The 7,025-nt window shown below is 72.1% G+C and carries 8 protein-coding genes; 5 read left to right on the top strand and 3 right to left on the bottom strand.

What is annotated here, in order from left to right:
* Positions 1–159 precede the first annotated feature (159 nt).
* Complete coding sequence (locus HMPREF0731_RS16310; RefSeq protein ID WP_007005278.1) at positions 160–1,671, bottom strand: polysaccharide pyruvyl transferase family protein; 1,512 nt, start codon at positions 1,669–1,671, stop codon at positions 160–162.
* Between the two features lie 214 nt (positions 1,672–1,885).
* Between HMPREF0731_RS16310 and HMPREF0731_RS16305 the strand changes: the two genes are divergently transcribed.
* On the top strand, positions 1,886–3,349 hold the full coding sequence (locus HMPREF0731_RS16305) for a hypothetical protein (RefSeq protein ID WP_007005277.1): 1,464 nt from the start codon (positions 1,886–1,888) through the stop codon (positions 3,347–3,349).
* Between the two features lie 13 nt (positions 3,350–3,362).
* Here the strand turns inward: HMPREF0731_RS16305 and HMPREF0731_RS16300 are convergent, their stop codons facing one another.
* Complete coding sequence (locus tag HMPREF0731_RS16300; protein WP_007005276.1) at positions 3,363–4,352, bottom strand: KpsF/GutQ family sugar-phosphate isomerase; 990 nt, start codon at positions 4,350–4,352, stop codon at positions 3,363–3,365.
* Between the two features lie 226 nt (positions 4,353–4,578).
* Here HMPREF0731_RS16300 and HMPREF0731_RS16295 point away from each other — a divergent pair, with 226 nt between their 5' ends.
* On the top strand, positions 4,579–4,875 hold the full coding sequence (locus HMPREF0731_RS16295; protein ID WP_007005275.1) for an HU family DNA-binding protein: 297 nt from the start codon (positions 4,579–4,581) through the stop codon (positions 4,873–4,875).
* A gap of 46 nt (positions 4,876–4,921) precedes the next feature.
* Here HMPREF0731_RS16295 and nikR read toward each other — a convergent pair whose 3' ends face one another.
* A complete protein-coding gene (gene nikR / locus HMPREF0731_RS16290; RefSeq protein ID WP_007005274.1) occupies positions 4,922–5,338 on the bottom strand; it encodes a nickel-responsive transcriptional regulator NikR in 417 nt (138 codons plus the stop codon).
* Between the two features lie 115 nt (positions 5,339–5,453).
* Between nikR and nthA the strand changes: the two genes are divergently transcribed.
* The 3 genes from nthA to HMPREF0731_RS16275 all read left to right on the top strand — a co-directional run.
* Positions 5,454–6,101: a nitrile hydratase subunit alpha gene (nthA, locus tag HMPREF0731_RS16285; RefSeq protein ID WP_007005273.1), complete on the top strand. Its 648-nt coding sequence runs from the start codon at positions 5,454–5,456 to the stop codon at positions 6,099–6,101.
* Complete coding sequence (gene nthB, locus HMPREF0731_RS16280) at positions 6,098–6,754, top strand: nitrile hydratase subunit beta (protein WP_007005272.1); 657 nt, start codon at positions 6,098–6,100, stop codon at positions 6,752–6,754. Before nthA ends, nthB begins: the two co-directional genes overlap by 4 nt.
* Positions 6,741–7,025, top strand: a 285-nt coding sequence (locus tag HMPREF0731_RS16275) for a nitrile hydratase accessory protein (protein ID WP_007005271.1), incomplete at its 3' end; no start/stop codon positions are given. The genes nthB and HMPREF0731_RS16275, both read left to right, overlap by 14 nt.

Here is a 7,025-nt window from a genome sequence, read left to right as displayed (position 1 = left end):
GGGCGGTTCGCCGCGCGCTGTCGCGTCTGTCTGCACGGGGCTAGGCTGGTCCAAGCGGGCAAGTCCATCGGGCTGGTCGGCGGTCAGGCAGGTCGGCGGGGCCGACACGCGCCGGGGCGCGGGGCCGTCCCGGCCGCCACGCCCCCGGTCCCGGGCAGGTCAGAGGCGGTTGGGCACGCCGTTGTGCTGCAGATAGGTCTGCATCGCCGCGTAGCGCTGCGGATAGACCTTGAGGAAGGGCGCGAAGGCCTCCGGCCGGTAGAAATCCCGCCAGGAGGCGCCGGCCAGCTGGCTTTCCTCGATCAGCGGGATGCGGAAGGTCTCCGCCAGCTCGGCGCTGCGCTCGTCGTAGTTGACCAGCATGCCGGGCACGCCATTGGCCAGCGCCGGCAGCACCCCGTGCACCCGCCAGCCGATGGCGAAATCCTGGGTGCGGATGAACTCGTCATACTGCTCGACGCTGGTGTTGAAGAACAGCTGGTTGCGGTAGATGCGCAGCATCTGCGCCTCGTTCTCGGGCGTGATCCAGCCCGAGGAGCGCAGCTTCACGGTGGCCATCTCGCGCCGCGCGGCGTCGCGGAAGAAGAAGGCCTTCTCCTCCGACTCGCCATGCAGGGTGACGGTCATCTGGCTTTCCTCGTCGACCTTCAGCATGAAGTCGCGCTGGATGCGCAGATAGCTGTCGACGTCGCGCGCGTAGTTGCCGCTGGTCTCGCGCCGCAGGCTGAAGGCGACCTTGTGCACGTCGAAGGCCGGCTTCAGCTTCAGCTCCAGCTTCGGCTTGCACATGCGGAACACCGAGGGGCAGCCCACCACCTGGACGTTCTTGATGCCGTTATGCGCCAGCACCTCGGCCGAGTAGTCGCCGCGCACGCCGATGCTGCCGCAATGGTCGGCGATCGCCTTCCAGACGCGCAGGCCCGCTTCTGGCAGGTCGATCATGCGCCGCCGCTCGGCCTGGGCGCCGACGCCGATGGCGAAGACCGGGATCTTCAGCCGCTCGATCAGCTCGCCCGCGCGCTCCCAGTTCATGTATTCGTGGATGAAGTTGGAGCCGCGCAGGAAGGCGAAGTCGAACTCGGAATTGTAGTAATCCACCTCCTTGTCGGTGAAGGTGGTGATGTTGCCGACCTCGACGGTCTCGAAATCGAGCATCTTCAGCGTCGAATCATAGACCATCAGGTCGCCGATGTTCGAGTAGGTCTCGATGACGCGGGAGATCGGCCAGTTGTGCAGGCGGATCTTGTCGTGCTCGTAGCGCGAGCCGGCCGGGATCAGCACCAGGGCGCGCGCCTTGCGCTGCTGCGGCAGCGGCTTGCGGCCGCCATTCGGCAGCAGCTCGCCGGTGCTGCGCAGGCGGAACTCCACCTCCGGCCGGCCATGGGCGTCGGGGATGTCGCAGGGCATGCGGATGCGGAAATAGGTCCGCCCGTCCGGCATCTTGCGGCCGGTGGCCGCCAGCGCGGCGGGGGCGAAATTGGCGAAGCGCCGCCCCCCCACCATCAGCACCAGGATATCTTTGGCCAGCGCGCCGCCCGGTGCCGCCGTGGAGAGCACCGCATGGTCGCAGGTGATGGTCTCCACCCGCACATCGACCGGCGCCGGCGCGGCGTCCGGCTGCGGGGCCAGCACCGCCGCATCCCCGGCCATCTCGGGCTTGGATTCCACCATCGGACCCTCTCTCTCGTGACGACGCCGCACCCGCCCGGGTGGCGGAGACGAACCTGTCTGTAAAGCAATCCGCCCGGCCCGGCCATCCCGCTGAAAGCGGCGGGCACGGCGCGGCCGGACGGGGCCGCCCGGATTTGCCTGCCCCGGCGGGGCCGTGTCATTCTGCGCCCCTGTCCACCGCCCGCCATCGCCGCATTGCGACGGAGCCGCCATCATGACGCTTGCCGCTGAGGTCACGTTTTCGCGCGAGCATCTGATGGTCGCCTGCGAGGCGGCGCCGGGCGAGAGGCTGCAGCTGCGGCTGGGCGACAGCCTGGCCAGCTCCGAGCCGGTGGCCGAGGGGGAGGGCCGCGCCAGCCTCGCTCTGCCCCTGGCGCCGCTCTACGCCCAGGCCACGCTGCCGCAGGCGCTGTGCCTGCTGGCGCCGGACGGGACGGAGCGCCAGGCCCTGCCGGCGGACGCGCTGCTCACCGCCATCGACATCCGCACCCACCGCCAATTCTTCGAACGCGTGCAATCCAACACCGCCCGCATGTCGGATGCCGAGGCGGCGCGCTTCTGCGCGCGCCGCCTGCTGCGGCGGGAGAAGGCGGAGTTCGCCGTGCGCTGCGCCGCGCTCTGTGTGCTCGGCTACCGGATCCTTGAGGTCGCCGACCCTCAGGACAGCGATCTCGACGAGCTCTGGGCCGAGGCGGAGGCGACGCTGCTGATCCCGCAGGAGGGCGAGGCGGCGGTGCGCTGGCGCAGCTCGGTCAGCATGATGCTGACCTACATCGCCATCCTGCAGCGCGACCCGGCGCGCTCGGAGCGCATGCTCGGCATCACCCTGACCTATCGCGGCAGCCTGTCGCGCCTGCTGTCGCCCAACTACGCGCGCTCCGAGGTGCTGCTGGCCGCGCAGCGCCTGGCGCAGGGGGCGAAGGAGGCGGCGCTCGACCTGCTGCTGGATGTCGAGACGGTGTTCCGCGCCGGGGTGCAGGGCAGCTCGGTGGAGCTGCCGGGGCGCGGCTACTACCCCTATACCGAGGTGCAGGCGGCGCTGCGCGTGGTCCGCATGGCCTACCAGATGCGCCAGCGCGCCGAGCGCGCGGCCGACCGAAAGGCGATGCTGCTGGTCGCGCAGGATCCGGGCTTCAAGGCGATGTCCTCGATCATGCGGCTGCTGGTGGAGGGCGGGCACCTGGCCGGCTGGCTGCAGGCGGCGACCGGGCTGCCGCCCGGCCCGGCGCCGCTGGAGACGCCGCAGCGCCGCTTCACCGCCGAGGCGCGGGCGCTGCAGGCCCGGCTGTGGCAGGCGGTCGAGGCGGAGGAGCACGCGGCGGGGGCCGAGGCCATGCCGGCGCTGCAACGGCTCGCCGCGCAGTTCGACGCCGCCCCGCCGCACGGGCTGCTGCCCTGGGACGGCCTGGCCGAGCTGGCGCGCACCGGCTTCGGCCGCGATGCCGATTTCACGGCGATGAACGCCTTCATCGCCGCGGTGATGATGAACTACCTGGCCGCGCACAGCCAGCTGCGCCCGGTGCCGACCTATGCCAACGCGACGCGCTTCACCGCCCACCTGCTGGCGCTGGCGCGCCAGGTCTTCGGCGCCCGCACCCCGCAGGCCGAGGCGGTCGCGGCCTTCGCCGCGCACTGCGCCGAGCGCCGCCAGCAGCCGAGCCTCGCCACCTCCGGCTGAGGCGGCGCGCCGTTCAGGCGACGCCGGCGCGCAGCAGGTCGTGCATGTGCAGGATGCCGCTCGGCCGCTGCTCCTCGACCACGAACAGGCTGGTGATGCGGTGCGCGTTCATCAGCGCCAGCGCCTCCTGCGCCAGCATGTCGGGGGGGATGGTGCGCGGCTCGCGGTTCATCACCTCGCGCACCGGCCGGTCGACGAAGGCGCCCTCGAAGGAGCGGCGCACATCGCCATCGGTCACCGCGCCGACCAGCCGCCCGGCCTCGTCCACCACGGCGGTGACGCCGAAGCGCTTGCCGGTCATCTCGACGATGGCCTGCGACAGGCTGGCGGTCTGCGGCACCATCGGCACGGCGGTGCCGTCATGCATCAGCTCGCGCGCGCGGCGCAGCTGCGCGCCGAGCTTGCCGCCCGGATGGAACTGGCGGAAATCCTTGGCCGAGAAGCCGCGCTGCGACAGCAGCGCGACCGCCAGCGCGTCGCCCAGCGCCATCTGCATGGTGGTCGAGGTGGTGGGCGCCAGCCCGTTCGGGCAGGCCTCCGGCATGGCCGGCAGGATCAGCGCGATATCGGCGGCGCTGGCCAGAGAGCTGCCCTGCCGCGCGGTGATGGCGATCAGCGTCACGTCGAAGCGGCGGGTGTAGGCGACGATGTCGGAGAGTTCCGGCGCCTCGCCCGACCAGGACAGCGCCAGCACCACATCCTCGCTGCGGATCATGCCGAGGTCGCCATGGCTGGCCTCGCCCGGATGCACGAAATAGGCCGGCGTGCCGGTGGAGGCCAGGGTGGCGGCGATCTTGCGCCCGACATGCCCCGACTTGCCCATGCCGGTGAGGATGACGCGGCCATTGGCGGTGTCGCGGATCGCCTGGATGGCGCGCGCCAGCGGCTCGGCCAGGCCTTCCTCCAGGGCGCCGCGCAGCGCCTGCAGCCCCTGGATCTCCAGGTCGAGCGTGTTGCGGGCCGCATCCAGGCTGCCCGTGCCGCCGGCCATCATTGTCTCCATCGCAGCCTGCTCTCCCGTGCCTGGCGCGGCGACCGCCGCCGCCTTCCCTTACCGCGATCGGCCTGTCCTGCCCAGCGCCGCCGCCGGAAGCGGCACCGAGATGACAAAACGGCCATTTTGACTTGCCAGATGGCTCGCGATGCGCTTCAGGCCGCCCCTGCGCTTGACCGGCCTGGGCCGTTTGTGTCTCTGCTGGCCGGCATTCCCTTATCCTGGAGTTCGCCTTTTGACCGAAGAAACCCGCCCGCTCAGCCGCCAGGACCTGGTCGATGCCGCCGCCGCGGCCACCAGCCTGCCCAAGACCCAGGCCGACGCCGTGCTGAAGGCCGTGCTGGCCGCGGTGGGTGACGCCCTCGGCGCCGGCCGCGAGGTCCGCCTTGCCGGCTTCGGCAGCTTCGCCGTGAGCGAGCGCGCCGCCCGCCAGGGCCGCAACCCGGCCACCGGCGAGGTCGTGCAGATCGCCGCCAGCAAGTCGGTGAAGTTCAAGCCGGCCAAGGATCTGAAGACCCGCCTCGGCGAGTGATCCGCGTCGCGGCGCGGCTTTCTCGCGGAAGCCGCGCCGCCCCGCTTCAGCCTTCCGTCTCCGGCGCGTCCGGCAGCAGCACCAGCCGGCCATGCTTCACGCCGCGCTCGGCCATCACATGCTCGCCGAAATGGCGCAGCGCCGCCGCCTCGCCGCGCAGCACGGCGACCTCCAGGCAGGTCTCGTGGCTCAGATGCAGGTGCAGCGACGACACCGACAAATCATGGTGATGATGGAAGGCGCCGGTCAGCCGCCGCGCCAGGTCGCGCTGCTCATGCGCGTAGGTGTAGACCAGCGCGCCCAGGCTCGGGCCGGATTCCCCCTCCGCCGCCGCGCTCTGCTGCAGCCCGGCGCGCAGCAGGTCGCGCACCGCCTCGGAGCGGTTCCGGTGGCCGCGCCGCGCCACCATGGCGTCGAGTTCCTCCGCCAGCGCCTCGTCCAGGGTGATGGTCACGCGCTGCATGCTGTCTCCGCCTTCGCCGTCCTGGCCAATGTGGCGCCGGGCGCTGCCAGGGTCCAGACGCGGCGCCGCGGGTGATTCTCTTGACCCCGGCGCGCGACGGCGGGACGCTGCCGCCATGCCGCACGACCCGCACCACGACCACCCGCATGACCATGACCATGAGCATGGCGCCAGCGACCTCTCGCCCATCGAGCTGCGGGTGCGCGCGCTGGAATCCCTGCTGGTCGAGAAGGGCTATGCCGACCCGGCCGCCCTCGACGCGCTGATCGAGACCTATGAGACGCGCATCGGCCCGCGCAACGGCGCCCGCGTCGTGGCGCGCGCCTGGAGCGACACAGCCTTCCTGGCGGCGCTGCGGCGCGACGCCAGCGCGGCGATCCACGGCATGGGCTTCTCCGGCCGCCAGGGCGAGCACATGGTGGCGGTGGAGAACACGCCGGAGGAGCACAACATGGTCGTCTGCACCCTGTGCTCCTGCTACCCCTGGCCGGTGCTGGGCCTGCCGCCCACCTGGTACAAATCCCCGGCCTACCGCTCCCGCGCGGTGATCGACCCGCGCGGCGTGCTGGCCGATTTCGGCGTGACGCTGCCCGAGGCCACGCGCATCCGCGTCTGGGATTCCACCGCCGAGACCCGCTACCTGGTCATCCCGATGCGCCCCCCCGGCACCGAGGGCTGGAGCGAGGAGCGCCTGGCCGATCTGGTCAGCCGCGATTCCATGATCGGCACCGCGCTGGCGCGGCGGCCGGAGGAGGTCGCATGAACGGCGCGCAGGATCTGGGCGGCATGATGGGCTTCGGCCCGGTGCGGCCGGAGCCCGAGGGCGAACTGTTCCACGCCGCGTGGGAGCGGCGCGCTCTGGCGGTGACGCTGGCGGCCGGCGCGCTGGGGCAATGGAACATCGACGCCTCGCGCCACGCGCGCGAGACGCTGCCGCCCGGCGAGTACCTGACCAGCTCCTATTACGCGATCTGGATCAAGGGGCTGGAGAAGCTGCTGCTGCAGCGTGGCCTGGTCTCGGAGGAGGAACTGGCCAGCGGCCAGGCCCGCCAGCCCGGCCCGGCCCTGCCGGCGCTGCGGGCCGAGCAGGTGGCGCCGGTGCTGGCGCGCGGCACGCAGTATGACCGCCCGGCCACGGCGCCGGCGCGCTTCGCGGTGGGCGATGCGGTGCGCACGCGGCACTTCAACCCGGCGCACCACACCCGCCTGCCGCGCTACGCGCGCGGCCGCCAGGGGGTGGTGGACAAGGTGCATGGCGTTTTCGTCTTCCCCGACAGCCACGCGCATGGCCAGGGCGAGGCGCCGCAATGGCTCTACACGATCCGCTTCACCGCCGCCGAGCTGTGGGGCGAGGGGGCGGACCCGACGCTGACCGTCTCGATCGATGCCTGGGAGTCCTATCTTGTCGCGCTGTGAGCCGCCGCCCGGCCCCGGTGAGGAACCGGTCTTCGAGGCGCCCTGGCAGGCCCAGGCCTTCGCCATGACGCTGGCCCTGCACCAGGCCGGCTGCTTCGCCTGGGGCGAATGGGCGGAGACGCTCGGCGCCGAGATCGCGCGCGGCGGCAAGCCCTATTACGAGCACTGGCTGGACGCGCTGGAGCGCATCGTGGCGGCGAAGGGCATCGCCTCCGAGGCGGTGCTGGCGGCGCGGCGCGCGGCCTGGGCGCGCGCCGCGGCGCGGACGCCG

It is taken from the genome of Pseudoroseomonas cervicalis ATCC 49957 (assembly GCF_000164635.1).
GTDB lineage: Bacteria > Pseudomonadota > Alphaproteobacteria > Acetobacterales > Acetobacteraceae > Pseudoroseomonas > Pseudoroseomonas cervicalis.
The sequence above is the reverse complement of the archived record's forward strand: the minus strand, read 5'-3'. Positions and strand labels throughout refer to the sequence as shown.

What these genes read in the sequence shown, in the direction of transcription:
- nthB (WP_007005272.1), top strand. Translation starts at nt 6,098, where the DNA reads ATGAACGGCGCGCAGGATCTGGGCGGCATGATGGGCTTCGGCCCGGTG.
- HMPREF0731_RS16305 (WP_007005277.1), top strand. Translation starts at nt 1,886, where the DNA reads ATGACGCTTGCCGCTGAGGTCACGTTTTCGCGCGAGCATCTGATGGTC.
- nikR (WP_007005274.1), bottom strand. Translation starts at nt 5,338, where the DNA reads ATGCAGCGCGTGACCATCACCCTGGACGAGGCGCTGGCGGAGGAACTC.
- nthA (WP_007005273.1), top strand. Translation starts at nt 5,454, where the DNA reads ATGCCGCACGACCCGCACCACGACCACCCGCATGACCATGACCATGAG.
- HMPREF0731_RS16300 (WP_007005276.1), bottom strand. Translation starts at nt 4,352, where the DNA reads ATGGAGACAATGATGGCCGGCGGCACGGGCAGCCTGGATGCGGCCCGC.
- HMPREF0731_RS16310 (WP_007005278.1), bottom strand. Translation starts at nt 1,671, where the DNA reads ATGGTGGAATCCAAGCCCGAGATGGCCGGGGATGCGGCGGTGCTGGCC.